The organism is Pseudooceanicola profundi, assembly GCF_050897955.1.
Lineage (GTDB): Bacteria > Pseudomonadota > Alphaproteobacteria > Rhodobacterales > Rhodobacteraceae > Pseudooceanicola.
The window spans coordinates 2110383-2127209 of record NZ_JBPAXZ010000001.1; the positions used below are offsets into that span (position 1 = coordinate 2110383).

The 16827-nt window shown below is 65.8% G+C and carries 19 protein-coding genes; 11 read left to right on the forward strand and 8 right to left on the reverse strand.

Annotated features, from left to right (window positions below; all coding sequences use genetic code 11):
* Positions 1-13: 13 nt before the first annotated feature.
* Positions 14-607 (forward strand): glutathione S-transferase family protein, encoded by a 594-nt coding sequence (locus tag ACRARG_RS10600; protein ID WP_432689977.1) that lies wholly within the window; start codon positions 14-16, stop codon positions 605-607.
* Here ACRARG_RS10600 and ACRARG_RS10605 read toward each other — a convergent pair.
* Positions 574-1752, reverse strand: a complete 1179-nt coding sequence (locus ACRARG_RS10605; RefSeq protein ID WP_432691356.1) for a TIGR03862 family flavoprotein — start codon at positions 1750-1752, stop codon at positions 574-576. The genes ACRARG_RS10600 and ACRARG_RS10605 overlap by 34 nt on opposite strands.
* A 121-nt stretch (positions 1753-1873) precedes the next feature.
* On the opposite strand from ACRARG_RS10605, the gene ACRARG_RS10610 reads away from it, so the two are divergent.
* Positions 1874-2161, forward strand: coding sequence for an HNH endonuclease family protein (locus tag ACRARG_RS10610; protein ID WP_432691357.1), 288 nt, complete (start codon positions 1874-1876; stop codon positions 2159-2161).
* 2 nt (positions 2162-2163) lie between these two features.
* Here the strand turns inward: ACRARG_RS10610 and ACRARG_RS10615 are convergent, their stop codons facing one another.
* A complete protein-coding gene (locus ACRARG_RS10615) occupies positions 2164-3702 on the reverse strand; it encodes a hypothetical protein (protein WP_432689978.1) in 1539 nt (512 codons plus the stop codon).
* 133 nt (positions 3703-3835) lie between these two features.
* Here ACRARG_RS10615 and ACRARG_RS10620 point away from each other — a divergent pair, with 133 nt between their 5' ends.
* The 9 genes from ACRARG_RS10620 (at position 3836) to ACRARG_RS10660 (ending at position 11504) form a co-directional block, all read left to right on the forward strand.
* The gene (locus ACRARG_RS10620; RefSeq protein ID WP_432689979.1) at positions 3836-4591 is read left to right on the forward strand and encodes an SDR family oxidoreductase; all 756 of its coding nucleotides are present in this window, start codon (positions 3836-3838) and stop codon (positions 4589-4591) included.
* Entirely contained in the window at positions 4588-5199 is a 612-nt protein-coding gene (locus ACRARG_RS10625) for an enoyl-CoA hydratase/isomerase family protein (RefSeq protein WP_432689980.1), read from the forward strand. The genes ACRARG_RS10620 and ACRARG_RS10625 overlap by 4 nt, the downstream gene beginning before the upstream one ends.
* Before the next feature lie 87 nt (positions 5200-5286).
* Positions 5287-6633, forward strand: a complete 1347-nt coding sequence (locus ACRARG_RS10630) for a TldD/PmbA family protein (protein WP_432689981.1) — start codon at positions 5287-5289, stop codon at positions 6631-6633.
* Complete coding sequence (locus tag ACRARG_RS10635) at positions 6620-7417, forward strand: inositol monophosphatase family protein (RefSeq protein WP_432689982.1); 798 nt, start codon at positions 6620-6622, stop codon at positions 7415-7417. The genes ACRARG_RS10630 and ACRARG_RS10635 overlap by 14 nt, the downstream gene beginning before the upstream one ends.
* Before the next feature lie 84 nt (positions 7418-7501).
* Positions 7502-7747, forward strand: coding sequence for a DUF4170 domain-containing protein (locus tag ACRARG_RS10640; RefSeq protein ID WP_432689983.1), 246 nt, complete (start codon positions 7502-7504; stop codon positions 7745-7747).
* 30 nt (positions 7748-7777) lie between these two features.
* Positions 7778-8986, forward strand: a complete 1209-nt coding sequence (locus tag ACRARG_RS10645) for a 3-deoxy-D-manno-octulosonic acid transferase (protein WP_432689984.1) — start codon at positions 7778-7780, stop codon at positions 8984-8986.
* Positions 8973-9980 (forward strand): tetraacyldisaccharide 4'-kinase, encoded by a 1008-nt coding sequence (gene lpxK, locus ACRARG_RS10650; RefSeq protein WP_432689985.1) that lies wholly within the window; start codon positions 8973-8975, stop codon positions 9978-9980. The genes ACRARG_RS10645 and lpxK overlap by 14 nt, the downstream gene beginning before the upstream one ends.
* Complete coding sequence (locus ACRARG_RS10655; RefSeq protein ID WP_432689986.1) at positions 9977-10840, forward strand: SDR family oxidoreductase; 864 nt, start codon at positions 9977-9979, stop codon at positions 10838-10840. Before lpxK ends, ACRARG_RS10655 begins: the two co-directional genes overlap by 4 nt.
* A 31-nt stretch (positions 10841-10871) precedes the next feature.
* Entirely contained in the window at positions 10872-11504 is a 633-nt protein-coding gene (locus tag ACRARG_RS10660) for an exopolysaccharide biosynthesis protein (protein ID WP_432689987.1), read from the forward strand.
* Between the two features lie 3 nt (positions 11505-11507).
* On the opposite strand, the gene dxs is transcribed toward ACRARG_RS10660, so the two are convergent.
* The 6 genes from dxs to ACRARG_RS10690 are packed head-to-tail and all read right to left on the reverse strand — an operon-like array spanning position 11508 to position 16783.
* Positions 11508-13436 carry a 1-deoxy-D-xylulose-5-phosphate synthase gene (gene dxs, locus ACRARG_RS10665; protein ID WP_432689988.1) on the reverse strand — a complete coding sequence of 643 codons (1929 nt, stop codon included), beginning with the start codon at positions 13434-13436 and terminating at the stop codon, positions 11508-11510.
* A gap of 30 nt (positions 13437-13466) precedes the next feature.
* Complete coding sequence (locus ACRARG_RS10670) at positions 13467-14327, reverse strand: polyprenyl synthetase family protein (protein WP_432689989.1); 861 nt, start codon at positions 14325-14327, stop codon at positions 13467-13469.
* Positions 14327-14572 carry an exodeoxyribonuclease VII small subunit gene (locus tag ACRARG_RS10675; RefSeq protein WP_432689990.1) on the reverse strand — a complete coding sequence of 82 codons (246 nt, stop codon included), beginning with the start codon at positions 14570-14572 and terminating at the stop codon, positions 14327-14329. Before ACRARG_RS10675 ends, ACRARG_RS10670 begins: the two co-directional genes overlap by 1 nt.
* Positions 14573-14627: 55 nt before the next feature.
* Entirely contained in the window at positions 14628-15557 is a 930-nt protein-coding gene (locus ACRARG_RS10680) for a histone deacetylase family protein (RefSeq protein WP_432689991.1), read from the reverse strand.
* A gap of 15 nt (positions 15558-15572) precedes the next feature.
* A complete protein-coding gene (locus ACRARG_RS10685) occupies positions 15573-16289 on the reverse strand; it encodes a response regulator (protein WP_432689992.1) in 717 nt (238 codons plus the stop codon).
* Positions 16286-16783 carry a MarR family winged helix-turn-helix transcriptional regulator gene (locus tag ACRARG_RS10690; protein ID WP_432689993.1) on the reverse strand — a complete coding sequence of 166 codons (498 nt, stop codon included), beginning with the start codon at positions 16781-16783 and terminating at the stop codon, positions 16286-16288. The genes ACRARG_RS10685 and ACRARG_RS10690 overlap by 4 nt, the downstream gene beginning before the upstream one ends.
* Positions 16784-16827 lie beyond the last annotated feature (44 nt).

Consider the following 16827-nt stretch of genomic DNA (forward strand, 5'->3'; position numbering starts at 1 on the left):
GGGAGGAGAACCCATGTACACCGTCATAGGCGCGGCTCAGAACCGCACGTTTCGTGTTGTCTGGATGCTGGAGGAGATCGGCCAGCCTTACGAACGTATCAAGGCCAAGCAGCACACGCCCGAGGTCCTGAAATATTCCCCGCTGGGCAAGCTGCCGGTGCTGGTCGTGGATGGCGAAGGCATTTCCGACAGCGCCGCGATCCTGACCTACCTCGCCGATAAGCATGGGGCCCTGACCGCCCCCGCCGGAACCCTCGCCCGCGCCAAGCAGGATGCCGTCACCTTCCAGATCCTCGACGATCTGGAGGCGGTGATCTGGACCGCCACCCGCCACAGCTTCCTCCTGCCAGAAGACAAGCGCGTCGCGGGCGTCAAGGATACGGCGAAATGGGAATGGGCCCGCGCGATCACGGCGCTGGAACAGCGCTTCAAGGGCCCCTTCGTGATGGGCGAAGAGATGACGATCACCGACATCCTCCTGACCCATACGCTCAACTGGGGCTTCGGCGCGAAATTCCCGATCGAGAGTGATCTGCTGCTCGACTATGGCCAGCGGATGCGTGCGCGGGACGCCTACCTGCGCACCGTCGAATCGGAAAAGGCATAATCCGCGGCGGCAAGGCCCGCCCAGCGGCCCGTGGCCAGACAGGCCGTCAGGAGGTAACCGCCCGTCGGCGCCTCCCAGTCCAACATCTCCCCGGCGGCAAAGGTGCCGGGGCGGTCACGCAGCATCAGCCTGTCGTCCAAAGCGTCAAACCGCAGTCCCCCGGCGGTGGAGATCGCCTGTTCCATCGGCATAGCCCCCTCATGCCGCACCGGCAGCGCCTTGAGCAGAGGCGCCAGGTCATCTGGCAGGGGCCGCCCGAATTCCATCAGCAAGGCGCGTTTGGCCGGATCCAGTCCCAGCCTGCGCCGCAGATGCGACGACAGGCTGTCACCGCGCCGCCGTTTGGAGAGTTTTTCGCGCAGGGCGGCCTCGCTCAGATCGGGCATCAGGTCGATGGTCAGCGCGGCCCCCTCGCGCAGCCAGCGGGACAGCGCATAGATGCCCGCCCCCTCCAGCCCCCGCGCCGAAATGACCGCTTCGGACCGGGTCTGCTGCCCAGGCACCTGCAGGGCAATCGACTTGAGCGGCGCACCGAATTGTTCGGCCATTTTGTCGGACCACGCGACAGTGATACCGGCATTGGCGGGCTTGAACGGCGCCACCTGTCCCGGAAATTCATTCGACCAGATCCCGTCAGACCCAAGCCGCGGCCAGCTTGCCCCACCCATGGCAAGGACCATGACATCCGCCGATAGCTGCACTGGTCCGTCGGGCGTATCAAAGATCGCGTCTGGCCCGTTCCAGCCGGTCCAGCAATACCGCGTCCGCACCTCTGCACCCATCCCGGACAGCCGCGCCATCCACGCCCGCAACAACGGCGACGCCTTCATGACCTTGGGAAAAACCCGGCCCGTCGACCCGGTGAACAGGGGCTGACCCAGACCTTCGGCCCAGGCCTGCACCTCTGCCGGTCCAAACGCGTCGAGCATGGGGCTCAGCGCCTCTGCATCTGGTCCGAATGCGGCGCGAAACGCTGATAAATCTTCCGCTTTGGTCAGGTTCAGACCGGATTTTCCGGCCATCAGGAACTTGCGCGCCGGCGTTGGCCGTTTGTCGGCCAGCGTCACGCTCAGACCGGCCTCGGCCAGCACTTCAGCGGCCATGAGACCGGCCGGACCTGCACCTATGATCAATGCCCGTTTGATCTTTGCCTCCGTCGCCGCTTAACTGCGGCGCATGCCGGCAAATGACAAGCCCCCCGTGCGGACTTCTGCCGCCTTTTCGACAGAGGCCCAGTCCGAAGCCCGCCCCGACGACGGGCAACAAGTGCCCGTCTGCCCGTTGTGCGATCGCCCTATCCCCGCGACGGCCCGCTCCTCGCTGCACCATCTGGTTCCGAAACTGAAGGGGGGCAAACACGGGCCTGTCGTGCGGCTGCATCAGATCTGTCACGATCAGATCCATGCCCATCTGACAGAGACCGAAATCGCCCGCGATTACGCGACACCGGCGGCGCTGAAAAACCACCCCGCGCTGGCCCGGTTCATCGCATGGGTCGCCCGCCGCCCGCCCGAATTTCATTCCCCGACACCCGGGCGAAGACGGCGCAGATAACCTTATTTCAGGGGCAGCGGCGTGCCGTTCACGGTGACAGCCCCTGAGGGTGATACAATGATCTCGGCCGACAGATCGTCGGGGCCGGTTTCAACCTTGCCAAGCTGGCGTATCATCGCGACACCCACCAGCGCCGGACCGCCGGGGATCAGCCCCATCCGTGCCAGCCGCTCCACCAGATCGGTCACACCCGTCAGCCTGAGGTTCGCCGTCGCCCCAAAGGCCGGAAGCTTGGGGTCGAACACGCTGCGCGCCGAATGATCGACCGCCACATCGGCATCCGCCCCGATATGTGCACCAGCCGCCTGAAGCGCCAGCTTGTTCAGGGTAAGCGACCCGATCGCGCCCGGCGCCTTTCCGGTGGGGTCCAGCGACTGCTGCGCCTGCGGGTCCATCAGGCTGACGAACATCTCGGCTTTGCCGCTCAGGTCCAGTTCCGCCGAAACAGGCTCGTGGTCCAGCGCACCTTCGGGATCCAGCATCGCCCACAGCAGCTCCGGCAGGACCAGTTCGGCGAGGTTGAGCCGCAGCCCGAAATCCTGATCCGGCCCCGCCGCGGCGGGCGCGGTCAGCCCGAGCGCGACCGAACTCATCGTCGTACTCACCGGAAGCGGAAGCTTGCCACCCGAGGCCGAGATATTCAGCCCTTCGGCCCGCCCATCATAAACGATGCCATCTTGCGAAACGGAGACATCCACGCCGCCGCTCTGCCTGGCCAGAGCGACCTGCAGCGTCTCATCGGCATCTTCCACGACCAGCTGGCTGGTCCCGCTTCCCAAATCCAGCGTCCCGCTCAGGCTGTAACCCCCGGCGAGGTAGGCCGGGACATCATCCGCGGCAACCGTCGTCGGCAGTTCGGCCGCAAAGGACATTTTCAGCCCCTCCGACATGCCCTCCAGCCGGGTCCGGACGGATTTGCCTGCCGGCGGCGGGATATCCACAGAGTACCGCGCAGCCGCCACTGTCAGATCCCGTGCAACGGTCGCGATATCTCCCATCCGGATGGTTGTCGTGCCTGCAGTCCCGTCCAGCGTAACATTGACAGCGGCCGTCACCGGATCAGCCCCGAATGTTTCGATCTTGTCGAAGTTCAGGCCAATTTCGTCGGCCTTGAGGTCATAGACGGTATCGGCCGGGGTACCCGATACGATCATCCCGTAGCCTTGGGCCGTAACCGCGCCAGATGCCGTCGCCTTTTCCCGCTGAGGGCCGTCCATTGTGACCGACACAGGAAGACTGCCGGGGAATTCGACCTCGACCGTCCCGTCGCCGCGCTCGACCAGTCGCATCCGGCCGAGGGTCATGGTGATGCTGCCACCCGGCGCGCCGGTCTCGGGGTCATTTGGCATCTGCCGGGTCAGCGTCGCGTCGGGCACCGTCAGCGCCAGCCCTTCGCGCACCGGCAGGGCGCTGAGCTCATAGCCAAACGCCGTGGCCAGCGCAGACCATTGGTCCCAGACATCCGCGGCCTTCACATCCGCAAAGGCGGGTGCGGCACACAGGGCCAGAACCCCGGAGAATACGCTGGTGCGAAAAGACATCGGCACAGTTCCACTTCAAATTCGTTAATCAGGAAGAACAAAGGATTGCCCCCTTCGTCAAGCGATTGAGCGCTTTACGTGGCGCAGGAACGCGGACTACCTATGTCGGGACTGCTCAGGAAAGAGGTGCGAAATGTTCGACTTGACCGGCAAAGTGGCCATGATCACAGGCGCCAGCCGCGGAATCGGCGCCGCTGCAGCACGGACCTTTGCCGAGGCGGGCGCACAGGTTGCGCTGCTTGCACGCGACCGAGAGCTCATCGCCGAACTTGCCGGAGAAATTGGTCCCTCGGCGGTTGCCGTCCCCTGCGACATCTCCCGTTTTTGGGAGCTCGAGGCCGCCGTGAACGCCACGATACAAGCGTTCGGGCGTCTGGACATATTGATCGGCAATGCTGGCGTGCTCAAGCCGATCACGCCCTTGGCAGAGGCCGATCCGGACGAATGGGGTCAGGTGATCGACGTCAATATCAAGGGCGTCTTCAATGGCATGCGGGCTGCCCTGCCGGTCATGACGGCCGCTGGTGGCGGCACGATCATCACTGTTTCGTCAGGCGCCGCGCATAACCCGCTGGAGGGTTGGAGCGCCTATTGCACCTCCAAGGCCGGGGCGGCCATGCTGACCCGCGCCGCCCATCTCGAAAATGGCAACAATGGCATCCGCATCATGGGATTGTCCCCCGGAACGGTCGCCACGCAGATGCAGCGCGATATCAAGGCCAGCGGAATCAACCCCGTCAGCCAGCTGAACTGGGAGGATCACATTCCCCCCGAATGGCCCGCGAAAACCCTCGCCTGGATGTGCACCGCCGATGCTGACGACTGGCTGGGGCAGGAGATCTCTCTCCGCGATGAGGCGATCCGCCGCCGCGTCGGCCTCATCGCATGATCGGGGTCGAGAAGGACGGCACCCTCTGGACCGTCACGATCGACCGGCAGGACAAGGCCAATTCCCTGACCGGCGCTCATCTGACCGAACTGGCGGAGATCTTCGAATCCGCCACCGATGCCCGCGCCGTCATCCTGACCGCCAGGGGCAAGGTCTTCTCCGCCGGCGCGGATCTGGAGGAGGCCCGCGCGGGCCTCGCCACCTCCCCGGTCTGGGAACGGTTGTCTTCGGCCGTGGCCTCCCTTCCGGGGCTCAGCATCGCCGCGCTGAACGGCACGCTGGCGGGTGGCTCCATGGGCATGGTCCTTGCCTGCGACATCCGGCTTTCGGTCGCCTCCGCCAAGTTCTTCTATCCGGTAATGAAGCTGGGCTTCCTGCCGCAACCCTCGGACCCAGGCCGCATGGCCGCGCTGATCGGCCCGGCCCGGACCAAGCTGATCCTGATGGGCGGCCAGAAGATCACCGCCGAAGAAGCGCTGAGCTTTGGCCTGATCGACCGCATCGTCGATCCCGACACCCTGCTGGACCACGCGCGCGAGATCTGCGCCGATACCCTTGCCGCAAAGCCCGAGATCGCGGCAGGCATCAAGGCCATGTGCCGGTCCTGACCGCTTCGGGACCGCACCACCCCCCGCCGCACCTTGTCACCCCGCCCTTTCGCGGCTACCTCGGATAGGCCGCCGAAAGGGAAAGACATGACGCAAGACTTCGCCGACCTGACCGCTCGCCTGCTCAATTTCGCGCGGAAGGCCGGGGCGGATCAGGCCGATGCCGTGGCGCGCGACGGCAGCTCTACCTCCATCACCGTGCGCGGCGGCAAGCTGGAAGAGGCCGAACGCTCCGAAGGGGCGGAGATCGGGCTACGCGTGCTGCTGGGCCAGCGGCAGGCCTGCGTGTCATCTTCAGACCTGCGCGATACGGCGATGGAACAGATGGCCGCCCGCGCCGTCGCAATGGCCCGGGAGGCGCCGGAGGACCCCTATATCGGCCTCGCCGACCCCGACCAGCTGAGCGACCTGCGCGACGGCAGCGCGCTTGACATGTGGGACGCGACCGAGGCGCCCAGCCCAGAGGCACTGATGAAAGACGCCATCGCGGCGGAAGAGGCCGCCATGGCCGTCGGCGGCGTGACTCAGGTACAGTCCGCCGGGGCGACCTACGGCTTTTCCTCCACCGTCATCGCCGCCACCAACGGCTTTCAGGGTCGTTTCGCCCGCACCTCCCGCCAGACCTATTGCACCGCCATTGCCGGGACCGGCACCAAGATGGAGCGCGACAGCGACGGCGACATGCGCCTGCACCAGTCCGACCTGCGCAGCCCGGCAGAGATCGGCACCCGGGCCGGGGAACGCGCCGTCGCCCGGCTGGGCGCGGTCCAGCCGCCCACCGGCCGCTACAACGTGCTGTTCGACGAACGCATCAGCAGCAGCCTGATCGGCCATCTGCTGGGCGCGATCAACGGTGCCGCCATCGCGCGTGGCAGCTCCTTCCTGCGCAACCATCTGGGCAAGCAAGTCCTGCCGGAGGCGCTGTCGGTGATCGAGGACCCGCTGCGCAGACGCACCTCCGGCTCCCGCCCCTTCGACACCGAAGGCCTGCCGACCAGACGCCGCGCCATTGTCGAGAACGGCATTCTGACCGGCTGGACGCTCGACCTCGCCTCCGCCCGCAAGCTCGGCATGGCCTCCACCGCCAATGCCGCGCGCGGCACCGCCTCGCCGCCCTCGCCCGCCAACTGGAATATCGAACTGACCGAAGGCACGGCCAGCCGCGACGACCTGCTGGCGCAGATGGGGACCGGGTTCCTCGTGACCTCGCTGATAGGCTCCACCATCAATGGCAATACGGGCGACTATTCCCGCGGCGCCTCCGGCTACTGGGTGGAAAACGGCAAGCTCTCCCACCCCGTGGCGGAGGGGACGATCGCGGGCAACCTGATCGACATGCTGATGCGGATCATCCCGGCCAACGACGCCCGCAAACACCTCAGCACCATCGTCCCCTCCATCCTGATCGAGGATATGTCGATTGCCGGACAATGACCCCGACATCGACCTGGCCGCCGATTTCGCCCTGCTGACCGACGCCGCGAAGGACGCCGGAAAGCTGGCGCTGACCTTCTCCGGCCCGCGTGCCGAACGCTGGGACAAACCCGACGATCAGGGCCCGGTGACAGAGGCCGACCTGGCCGTCGATGCCATGCTGCGCGACCGGCTGCTGAACGCCCGGCCCGATTACGGCTGGCTGTCAGAGGAAACGCCGGACACAGACAACCGCCTGGGCAAGAAGCGCTGCTTTATCATCGACCCGATCGACGGCACCCGCAGCTTCATCGAAGGCTCGGAAACCTGGGCCCATTCGCTGGCCATCGCCGAAGAAGGGGAGATCGTCGCCGCCGCCGTCTACCTGCCGGTCAAGGGCAAGCTCTATGCCGCAGCTCTGGGCCGCGGCGCGCATCTGAACGACCGCCCGCTGCGCGTCTCGGGGCGCGAGGATCTCGACGGTGCCCGGGTCCTCGCCGCCAAACCCAATTACGACGCCCGCCACTGGCCGCGCGGCGTGCCCAATGTGTCGCGCCATTATCGCCCCTCGCTGGCCTACCGCCTGTCGCTGGTGGCCGAAGGGCGTTACGACGCCATGCTGACCTTTCGCGACAGCTGGGAATGGGACATCGCCGCCGGAGAGCTGATCCTGCGCGAAGCCGGCGCCATCACCTCCACCCGCACCGGTGCCGCGCTGCGCTTCAACAATCCCGAACCGCTGGTCGATGGCGTCATTGCCGCAGGCCCCGCCCTGCATGGCCGCATTCTCGACGCGTTGCGGTGACGGAAACCCCTGCGAAACCTTGACCTGCTAGCCCGGACACCGCAGGTTGCCTGCATCCAAACTCACCGGAACGGAGCGGACCATATGGCACAGAGATTGCACCTCGTTTTCGGCGGTGAACTCGTCGATCCGACGAAGAACGTGTTCAAGGATGTGGACGATATCCATATCGTCGGCATCTTCCCCGACTATGCCTCTGCCTTCGACGCCTGGAAGGCCGAAGCGCAGAAGACCGTGGACAATGCCCATATGCGCTATTTCATCGCCCACCTGCACCGCCTCCGTGACGAAGAGGCGGCGGCCTCCTCCACCGAAGAACTCGGCTCCTGATATGACTGACCCTAGAGGCCCGCACAGATCATGCAGGCGCTGACCCGCTGGTCCAGCCAGGCCACCGGCGAGGGAGCACGAAACTGGCCGCCCCGGCCCGACGGGCCGGTTGTCTGGGGGCATACCCCCGACCCCGACCAGATCCCCGCGCTGCTGCAGCTCGCCAGCCGCATCGGCATCAACCGGCCCGAGGTCTCGATGGTGCTGACCACGCCCGGGCCGCTCCAACCTCTGTCGGATCTGACGACACGGGTTTCGCCGGTGCAGCTACCCGAAGACAGCACATCCGCATCCAAGGCCTTCCTGGCTCACTGGCGGCCGAACCTTTGCATCTGGCACACAGGTCATCTGCGTCCCGTGCTGCTCGGGCAGGCCATTCGCAGCGGCATCCCGCTGGTTCTGGTGGATATGAAGGAAGATGCGCTGCCGGAGACACGCCTGAGATGGCGTTCCCGTAATGACCGCGGACTGCTGGCCTCCCCCGAGAAAATCTTCGCCAATTCAGGCAATGCGGCGCGCAAACTGGCGCGGCTGGGCGCCAATCCGGACCACATCGAGGTGACCGGCCCCCTGCAACAGGGCGGAACGGCCCTGCCCTGCGACGAAGAAACACGCGCCGAACTGTCAGAGATTCTGGCGACGCGGCCGGTCTGGCTTGCCACCAGAATTCGGCTCGACGAGCTGGACCAGATCGTCGAAGCGCATCGGCAGGCCATTCGTGCCTCCCACCGGATTTTCCTGATCCTCGTCCCGGCAGATCCCGCCGACGCGCCCGAAATGGACAGGATCCTGACCCGGACCGGGCTGCGACATGTGCGGTGGTCGCAGGGCCAGCAGCCCGACGAGCTGACGCAGGTTCTGCTGGCTGAAAACCGTTGCGACATGGGGCTCTGGTATCGCCTGGCGCCTGTGGCATTCATGGGCTCCTCGCTGGCCCCCGGACACGGCGGGACCGACCCTTACGAGGCAGCCTCTCTCGGATCGGCCATCCTATACGGCCCGCATGTTGAAAATCATGCGACCAAATACGAAAAGTTTGCCCGGGCCGGCGCGGCCCGCCTTGTCAGGGACGCCGCGGCCCTCAGCGCCACCGTGATCCGGCTGACCGCCGTGGATCAGGCCGCCGTCATGGCGCAGGCCGCCTGGGACGTTGCGACCGAAGGCGCGCATGTCACCGATCAGGTCGTCGAAACAGTCGAGGATATTCTCGACAGGGTGCCACCCCGTGCAAACGCCTGAATTCTGGTTCCGATCGCCGGAACATCCCGGCATTCTGGCCCGGCTTCTGTCGCCCCTGGGCCGGCTGTATGCGCTTGGAACAGCCCGGCGTCTGGCCCGGCGCCAGCATGCGCCGCTGCCGGTCCCGGTGGTCTGCATCGGGAATATCAACGCTGGCGGAACCGGCAAGACGCCAACCGTCATCGCCCTGATCGAGATGCTCTCACAGCGTGGGATGCAGGCGCATGTCCTGTCACGCGGTCACGGTGGCGCCCTCGCCGGGCCGGTCCGGATCGACCCCAATAAACATACGGCAGCGGATGTTGGTGACGAGCCGCTTCTTCTGGCAGCCTTCGGCCCGGTCTGGGTTGCTCGCGACCGCACCGCCGGCGCCCGCGCAGCCATTGCCGCCGGGGCGCAGATCATACTGATGGACGATGGTTTCCAATCCCCGGACCTGACCCCGGATCTGAGCATCGTCGTTGTCGATGCCGCACGCGGCTTCGGCAACCGCCGGTGCATTCCCGCCGGGCCGCTGCGCGAACCGCCGGAATCCGGCCTGAAACGCGCTGATCTGCTTTTGTCCATCGGGCCTGAACCGGCCCAGACCAGCTTTGCGCAGCACAATCCCGTTCTGCCCCTGCCCCATCTTCGCGGCGCACTTGAGCCGTTGGAGACCGGGATGGACTGGACCTCGACCCCGTTCCTTGCCTTCGCCGGCATCGGCCATCCCGAGAAGTTCTTCGCCACGCTCCGGCACCTGGGCGCGACCATCGTGCATGCCGAGGCGTTGTCAGACCATCAGCCCTTCACCCCGGCGCTTCTTGCGCGGCTCCGGCGGGATGCGCAGCGCTTCGGAGCGCAGCTCGTCACCACGGAAAAAGACGCTGTGCGCCTTCCTGCCGAGTTCCGTCCGAACGTGCTGACCCTTCCCGTACGGTTGCGTATAGAAAACCCCAGCAGCCTGACAGCCGCGCTGGACAGGCTGATAACACCGACGAAACCCCCTGAATGACACACACGCTCCTGTCTCTTGGCCATGGCTATTCGGCCCGCGCCCTCACCCGCAAGCTTCTGCCCAACGGATGGGTGATCCACGGAACAACCCGCGACCCTGACAAGGCTGAAGGTCTGCAAAGCACGGGTATTCACCCGCATGTCTTTCCAGGTGACCTCTCCGCCCCCCTGTCGGAGGCCACGCATATCCTCGTCTCCGCCGGGCCGGATGCCGAGGGCGACCCAATGCTGCGCCACCTCCGCGACGAAATCGCAGAGGCCGCCCCGCGTCTGGAATGGGTCGGCTACCTTTCCACCACCGGCGTCTATGGCGACCATCAGGGCGGCTGGGTGGACGAGGAGACGCCCCTGACCCCGTTCACCCGGCGCGGCAAATGGCGCGTCGCGGCAGAGGCGGAATGGCAGGCGATCCCCGGTCTGCCCCTGCATATCTTCCGCCTCGCCGGGATTTACGGCCCCGGGCGCGGCCCCTTCTCCAAGGTGCGCAACGGCACGGCCCGGCGGATCATCAAACCCGGTCAGGTCTTCTCCCGCATCCATGTGGAGGATATCGCGCAGGTGCTCGCCGCCTCCATCGCCCGGCCTGATCCCGGCGCGATCTACAACCTCTGCGACGACGACCCGGCCCCCCCGCAGGAGGTCATCGCCCATGCCGCAGAACTCCTCCGCCTGCCGCTGCCGCCGGAGGAAGACTTCGAAACCGCCGAAATGACCCCCATGGCCCGGAGCTTTTATGCCGAAAGCAAGCGGGTGAAGAACGACCGGATCAAGCGGGATCTGGACGTTCAGCTCATCTACCCCACCTATCGCGAGGGGCTCGCCGCGCTGCTGGCCGAAGAATCTGACGCAACCGGTTGAACCGCAGACCTCTTTGCGGCGTTGACCTCGCATGACGATGGCAACCATGGATACAGAGCCCCGGTCCGAAGGCCCGGAACTGCGCCGACTGACCGATATCCTGGATGCCATCCAGGCCTCGGCCGATGATGGCGTCGTTTCGATCAGGTCCATCCTTGAAGAGATCGGGATGCGGAGCTTCGCCCCGGTTATCCTCGTCCCCGCTCTGATCCTCGTCTCACCGCTTTCCGGTATCTTCGGCCTGCCAACCATCGGGGCGATCTTCATCTTCCTCGTCACGGTGCAGAAACTGGCCGGCCGCAGCCATGTCTGGCTGCCCGATTTCCTCAAACGGCGTCAGGTGAAGGAAAGTAAGGTCGACAAGGCCGTCAGCTGGCTGCGAAAGCCCTGCGCCTGGGTCGATGCCCGGACGCACAGGCGGCTGACCCTTTTCACTTCCCGTCCCGCGAATATCGTGACCCTGCTGACGATCATGGCTATCACCATTGTCATCCCGTTTCTGGAAGTGCTGCCGATGGTCACCTCGGTCTTTGCGGGGGCAATATCCTTCTTCGCCATAGGGCTGCTGGCCCGCGACGGGCTCTTTACGCTGCTGGGCTACATCCAGACCGGGCTCAGCGCCTCACTGGTATGGTGGCTGATCTCCGCAGGGACCGGCGCCTGAGGCTCAGGCCGGACGGCGCCCGACCTGCGCCACGCCCAGAACCTCCAGCACCTTCGCCTCGATATCCGGCGCGCTCAGCTGCGCGGTCGCATACATGTCCTCAGGCGTCGACTGGTCGATAAACGTGTCCGGCAGCACCATGGAGCGGAAGCGGAACCCGGCATCGAACACCTCCGCCTCTGCCAGAAGCTGCGCGACATGACTGCCAAATCCGCCGATGGCCCCCTCTTCGATGGTAATCATCGCCTCATGTTCGGCGGCTAGCGTCAGGATCAGGTCCCGGTCCAGCGGCTTGGCAAACCGCGCATCGGCGACCGTCGGGGTGATCCTCTTTGCCGCCAGCGCATCGCAGGCCGCCATGACCTCCTGCAACCGCGTGCCAAAGGACAGGATCGCCACGCGCGCGCCCTTCTGGATCATCCGGCCGCGACCAATCTCCAGCACCTCACCCGCCTCAGGCATCTCGCAGCCCACCCCCTCGCCGCGCGGATACCGAAAGGCGATGGGACCCGCGTCATAGGCGGCAGCGGTCGCCACCATATGCTTCAGCTCCGCCTCATCGGCGGCGGCCATCACGACCATGCCCGGCAGGTTCGCCATGAAGGCGATGTCGTAGCTGCCCGCATGGGTGGCCCCATCGGCCCCGACCAGCCCGGCCCGGTCGATGGCAAAACGCACCGGCAGGCGCTGGATCGCCACGTCATGCACAACCTGATCATAGCCGCGCTGGAGGAAGGTCGAATAGAGCGCGCAGAACGGCCGCATCCCCGCCGCCGCGAGGCCCGCAGCAAAGGTCACCCCATGCTGTTCGGCGATGCCGACGTCAAAGGTCCGCGACGGAAAGCGCTCCGCCATCAGGTTCAGCCCGGTCCCGTCCGGCATGGCGGCGGTCACGGCACAGATACGCGGATCAAGCTCGGCCAGCCGCACCAGCTCCTTGCCAAAGACCGACGTATAGGAAGGCGCATTCGAAGGTGATTTCTTCTGCTTGCCTGAAACCACATCGAATTTGCCCGTCGCATGGCCCTTGTCACTGGCGGCCTCCGCAGGGGCATAACCCTTGCCTTTTTTCGTCACCACATGGATCAGCACCGGCCCGGTCGCCCGCGCCTTGACGGTCCGCAGCACCGGCAGGAGCTGCGTCATGTCATGCCCGTCCAGCGGCCCGATGTAGGAAAACCCCAGCTCCTCGAAAAGCGTCCCGCCCACGGCCATCCCCTTGAGGATTTCCTTGGCCCGCTTCGCCCCTTCGCGGAACGGTGGCGGCAGCAGCGACACGGCGCCCTTGGCCGCCGCCTTGAATTCCTGGAACGGATCGCCGGCATAAAGCCGCGAGAGATAGGACGACATCGCCCCCACCGGCGGTGCAATCGACATCTCATTATCGTTCAGGATGACGATCAGGCGCTTTTTCAGATGCCCGGCATTGTTCATCGCCTCATAGGCCATGCCCGCGCTCATCGCCCCGTCCCCGATCACGGCAATCGCATCGCCCAGCCCATGTTCCGGCGCGCCACCCAGATCCCGCGCCACGGCAAAGCCCAAAGCGGCGGAGATAGACGTCGAACTATGCGCCGCGCCAAACGGGTCATAGGGGCTCTCCGACCGCTTGGTGAAACCCGACAGCCCGTCCTTCTGCCGCAGGGTGCGGATGCGGTCGCGCCGCCCGGTCAGGATCTTGTGCGGGTAGCTCTGATGCGAGACGTCCCAGATGATCCGGTCCTTTGGCGCATCCCAGACCGCATGCAGCGCCACGGTCAGCTCGACCACGCCCAGACCCGCGCCCAGATGCCCGCCGGTTTCCGACACGGCCGAGATCGTCTCGGCCCGCAATTCCTGCGCCACCTGCCGAAGCTGGGGGTCGGTGAACTGCTTCAGGTCGCTCGGATCGCGAACCTTGTCGAGCAGCGGTGTGACGGGTCTGTCGCTCATATCGCCCTCCCCGGGCGTTTCGGGCCTAGCTCAGCTGTCCCGCGAGATAACGAAGCGGGCGGCATCCCGCAAGGCATCCGCCTCTGCTCCAAAACCAGTTAGCGCGTCGCAGGCGGTGGTCACGAGCCGATCTGCCTCCGCCTTGGCGCCCTCCAGCCCCAGCAGGGAGACAAACGTCGCCTTCCCGGCCTCGCCATCCTTGCGCAGCCGCTTGCCGGTCTGCGCCTCATCGCCCTCGACATCCAGAATGTCATCCGCGATCTGGAACGCGAGCCCGAGCGCCCGGGAATAGCCAGCCATCGCCGCAGGATCGGCCCCGGCCATGATCGGCCCGGCGCAGCCCGACCATTCGATCAGCGCACCGGTCTTCTTGGCCTGCAAATCGGTGATCTCCGGCAACGTCAGCGGCGCTGCCGCCGTCTCCGCCGCGATATCCATGGCCTGCCCCAGAACCATCCCCTGCCCGCCGGCGGCACGGGACATGCCCTGAACCAGCGTCACGACGCGACCCGCAGGCAGATCGGCATGCGCCAGCAGGTCAAACGCAAGGCTCTGCAACGCATCGCCGGTCAGAATCGCCGTCGCCTCGTCCCACTTCACATGCACAGTCGGCTGGCCGCGCCGCAGGTCATCGTCATCCATAGCGGGCAGGTCGTCATGCACCAGCGAATAGGCATGCATCGCCTCGATCGCCGCCGCCGCATCCAGCGCGGGGCCGGGCGCCACGCCATAGAGCGCCGCGCTCTCATGCACCAGAAAGGCCCTGAGCCGCTTCCCCCCCGAGGACGCATGCCGCATTGCCGCCCCGACCTCCCCCGGCATCTCTGCCAGGGCAGCGTCGAGCCGCGCGGTCACTGCCGCGGCAACCTGCGCGATCTTCAGCGTGAACATCAGAACCCGTCGGCAGGTTTCGTTCCGGTGGCAGTGCCATCGGCATCGGCGGTGATCGCCTCGACCTTTTCCTCTGCCGCGCGCAGCCGGTCCTCGCAGCGCTTCTTCAGCGCCGCGCCGCGTTCGTACAGCGCGATGGACTGCTCCAGCGGCACATCGCCCCGCTCCAGCTTGCCCACGACCGCCTCAAGCTCCCGCATGGCCTCTTCAAAGCTCATCTGGTCGACGGGTTTTTCGTCACTCATGCCGGCACTCCTCGGATGCTGTCGCGGCGCACCATAGGCGCGCGCGCCGGAAGGATCAACGCGCCCCGGCCGTGATCAACGCATCGACGTGAATGGTCACCGACTCCGTCAGCGCGGACAGGTTGTACCCGCCCTCCAGACAGGACACGATCCGGCCCTGACAGACCTCCGCCGCGAGGCCCGCCAGCTGTTCAGTGATCCAGCCGAAATCTTCCGTCGAAAGCTCGATCGCGGCCAGCGGATCGTCCTTATGCGCATCGAACCCGGCAGAGAGGATCAGCAGCTCCGGCGCGAAGTCCCGCAGGATCGGCAGGATGCGACTGGTCACGATCTTGCGGTAGAGCCCGCCATCCGTCCCCGCCGACAGGGCAATATTGGTAATCGTGCCATGCGGGCCATGGTCCTGCGGCAGGCCCGTCCCGGGATAAAGCGGCATCTGATGGGTGGAGATGAACCGGATCCGCGGATCGGACCGCACCAGATCCTCTGTCCCATTGCCGTGATGCACGTCGAAATCAACAATCGCGACCTTGCTGAGCCCATGGGTCTCCAGCGCATGTTTCGCGGCCACCACCACATTGCCGAACAGACAAAAGCCCATCGGCCGTGCTGTCTCCGCATGGTGCCCCGGCGGACGACAGGCGACAAAGGCATTCTGCACCTCGCCCCCCAGTACCATGTCGACGGCCTTTACCGCCCCACCTGCCGCACGATAGGCCGCCGTCAAAGACCCCGGCGACATATAGGTATCGGCATCCAGCGGCACGATCCCCGACTTGGGCGACGCCGCCCGCACCGCATCCAGATGCGCGCGCGGATGGGCCAGAAGCAGCGAAGCCTCCTCCGCCACCGGCGCCTCGACCTCCAGCAGGTCCCAGCCCGCCAGCGCCTTCAGCACCTCTTTCAGCCGGGCCACCTGTTCGGGGTGCCCCTCCGGGTTCACATGGTCATGAAAGTCGGGATGGGTGATCAGCGCTGTGGTCATGGGGCCTCCTCCGGCTCAGTCATGCACCAGCATATAGCCCTCTCCGCGCACCGTCTGCAGGTATCGCGGCTGTTTCGGATCGGATTCGATCTTGCGCCGCAGCCGGGTGATCTGCACATCCACCGCCCGCTCCTGCGACTGCCCGTCGCGACCGGTCCCGCCGCCGCGCCCCAGCTCCTCCACCAGCCGGATACGGCTCATCGGCTCCCCCGGATGGGCGGAGAAGATCCGCATCAGCTGCACTTCCGTCCCGGTCAGACGCACCAGATCCTCGCCCTGCCACATCTCGCCCCGGTCGATGTCATACCGCACCTCGCCCATGGTCAGCACCTTGGGCGCGACCTTGGTCACGGCAGGCTCCGGCATCCGCCGCAGAATGGCATTGATCCGCAGCAGCAGCTCCTTCGGCTCGAACGGCTTGGCCAGATAGTCATCCGCTCCGGCCTCCAGCCCCGCGATCCGGTCGCTCGTCTCATCCCGCGCGGTCAGCAACAGGATCGGCGTCGCCAGATCATCGCGCAGGGACCGCGTCAGGCTGACCCCGTCCTCTCCCGGCATCATCACATCCATAACGATCAGGTCGAACTCCAGCCCTGCCAGCAACCGCCGGGCATGCGCCCCGTCCCGCGCGGTTGAAATCAGGAACCCGCTCTTCTTCAGATAGCGCGACAGCAGCTCCCGGATACGTTCGTCGTCATCGACGATCAGCAGATGCGGCGAGGGATCGCTCATGCGCCCCCCTCTCTCAGCCCGGCATAGAGCCGCCGCATCTCCGGATCCATCATCGCCTCCAGCACCTGCCGGAACCCGGCCACAGCCTCCGGCCCGGCCTTGCGATAGGCCGCCCGCATCTGTGCCCGCTGCGCCTCCGACAGCCGGGTCTCCAGCGCCGCGCCCTTCTCTGTCAGATGCAGATGGCGCTCGCGCTTGTCGGCATGGCCCACGCGACTCTCCACCATCTCATCCTCGATCAATGTCCGTAGAACCCGGTTCAGCGACTGCTTGGTCACGCCAAGGATCGCCAGCAGCCGGTTCACATTCATCCCCGGCGACCGGCCGATAAAATGCAGGGCCCGGTGATGCGCCCGGCCATAGTCACTGCCTTCGAGGATCTGGTCCGGCGCCGAGGTAAATCCCCGGTACGCAAAGAACATTCCCTCAATCCCCTGCCTCAACTGTTCATCCGTCAGGAACAGCAGGCTCTCTCCGCTATGGGCGTCACTCATCTGTCGTCGTTCACAAACTGCCGTGTTTTTTGTCATGTTATGTC

Excerpts from the sequence above, each read along its gene's own strand:
- ACRARG_RS10655 (WP_432689986.1), top strand. The coding sequence starts at position 9,977 with ATGACACACACGCTCCTGTCTCTTGGCCATGGCTATTCGGCCCGCGCC.
- ACRARG_RS10645 (WP_432689984.1), top strand. The coding sequence starts at position 7,778 with ATGCAGGCGCTGACCCGCTGGTCCAGCCAGGCCACCGGCGAGGGAGCA.
- ACRARG_RS10675 (WP_432689990.1), bottom strand. The coding sequence starts at position 14,572 with ATGAGTGACGAAAAACCCGTCGACCAGATGAGCTTTGAAGAGGCCATG.
- ACRARG_RS10660 (WP_432689987.1), top strand. The coding sequence starts at position 10,872 with ATGACGATGGCAACCATGGATACAGAGCCCCGGTCCGAAGGCCCGGAA.
- ACRARG_RS10670 (WP_432689989.1), bottom strand. The coding sequence starts at position 14,327 with ATGTTCACGCTGAAGATCGCGCAGGTTGCCGCGGCAGTGACCGCGCGG.
- ACRARG_RS10680 (WP_432689991.1), bottom strand. The coding sequence starts at position 15,557 with ATGACCACAGCGCTGATCACCCATCCCGACTTTCATGACCATGTGAAC.
- ACRARG_RS10615 (WP_432689978.1), bottom strand. The coding sequence starts at position 3,702 with ATGTCTTTTCGCACCAGCGTATTCTCCGGGGTTCTGGCCCTGTGTGCC.
- dxs (WP_432689988.1), bottom strand. The coding sequence starts at position 13,436 with ATGAGCGACAGACCCGTCACACCGCTGCTCGACAAGGTTCGCGATCCG.
- ACRARG_RS10600 (WP_432689977.1), top strand. The coding sequence starts at position 14 with ATGTACACCGTCATAGGCGCGGCTCAGAACCGCACGTTTCGTGTTGTC.
- ACRARG_RS10690 (WP_432689993.1), bottom strand. The coding sequence starts at position 16,783 with ATGAGTGACGCCCATAGCGGAGAGAGCCTGCTGTTCCTGACGGATGAA.
- ACRARG_RS10630 (WP_432689981.1), top strand. The coding sequence starts at position 5,287 with ATGACGCAAGACTTCGCCGACCTGACCGCTCGCCTGCTCAATTTCGCG.
- ACRARG_RS10685 (WP_432689992.1), bottom strand. The coding sequence starts at position 16,289 with ATGAGCGATCCCTCGCCGCATCTGCTGATCGTCGATGACGACGAACGT.
- ACRARG_RS10640 (WP_432689983.1), top strand. The coding sequence starts at position 7,502 with ATGGCACAGAGATTGCACCTCGTTTTCGGCGGTGAACTCGTCGATCCG.
- ACRARG_RS10620 (WP_432689979.1), top strand. The coding sequence starts at position 3,836 with ATGTTCGACTTGACCGGCAAAGTGGCCATGATCACAGGCGCCAGCCGC.
- ACRARG_RS10625 (WP_432689980.1), top strand. The coding sequence starts at position 4,588 with ATGATCGGGGTCGAGAAGGACGGCACCCTCTGGACCGTCACGATCGAC.